Consider the following 1,045-nt stretch of genomic DNA (forward strand, 5'->3'; position numbering starts at 1 on the left):
GTGACGCACATGCCAGCGCCGGGGGTGGGGGCGTGTGTCGCCTGCCCGGCTACTGATGGGCCGGGCACATGTGGGCTGTCCCTGGAGGGCCCGGAGCCTCGTAAGATGCGCGGGCCCATGCTTCCGTCCGCCTTCGTCCTGCTGGCGCTCGCCACCTCGCCGGGTACCTCCCCGGCGCACGAGCCCGCCCCCGCCCACAAGTTCTCCACAGCGTCCGTCACCGAGAGCGCCGAGCTGCTGTCCTCGGCGGGCTCACGGTCCGTGCGCGCCGCGCTGGGTGCGGAGGCATCCGTGGATGCGGTCGCGAAACGCGCAGGAGATGGATCCGCGCGAGCGGTGATGAGCGCGGATCATCAGAGCGTGGCCACCGCCATGCTGAGCGCGGGCTTGGGTTCCGTGCGCTCCGTCGCGAGCCAGTCTCCGTCGAGCGTGGCCACCGCCATGCTGAGCACGGGCTCGGGGTCCGTGAGCGCCGTCGCGAGCCAGTCCCCATCCAGCGTGGCCTCCGCCGCGCTCCGCATGGGGACTCAGGCTGTCAGCACCGCGCTGGTCCGGAACACTCCCGTCGCCACGGTGCAGCCGGCCCTGGCTTCCTCGTCGGACACCCCGCCCACCGTGCAACCCGCTCCCGCGCAGGGCACCGTCACCGACCTGGGCAGCGCGGCGGCCCGAGCCGGCGCCGGCGCCCTCCGTGCCGCGGCCTTCGCCCTGGGCTCGGGCTCCTCGGCCATCCCCTCCCCCGCCGAAGCCGAGGCCCACTACGCCCGAGGCCTCGAAGCCCTCAAGTCCAAGGACACCGCCACCGCCATCACCGAGCTCTCCTCCTGCGTGAAGGGCCTTCCCTCCCGCGTGGACTGCCGCTGGGAACTGGGCTGGGCCTACTCCGTCGAAGGCCGCTGGGCGGACTCGCTCGCGCAGTGGACCGAGGTCCAGAAGCTCGCGCCCGAGCACCCTGATTTGGAAACCGCGCTCGCCCAGGCCCGAGGCCAGGCCTCCCTCCAGGCCCGGCTCTCCCAGTCCCCCCTGGCCAGCAATCGCCCGCCCC

General features: G+C 73.6%; 1 protein-coding gene. It reads left to right on the forward strand.

Translation table 11 applies throughout. The annotated features are described in order from the left end of the window. Positions 1-372 precede the first annotated feature (372 nt). On the forward strand, positions 373-1,045 hold a 673-nt coding region (locus tag HR086_RS47095; protein WP_373564458.1), incomplete at its 3' end, for a tetratricopeptide repeat protein.

Source organism: Myxococcus sp. CA039A, assembly GCF_013336645.1.
Taxonomy (GTDB): domain Bacteria; phylum Myxococcota; class Myxococcia; order Myxococcales; family Myxococcaceae; genus Myxococcus; species Myxococcus llanfairpwllgwyngyllgogerychwyrndrobwllllantysiliogogogochensis.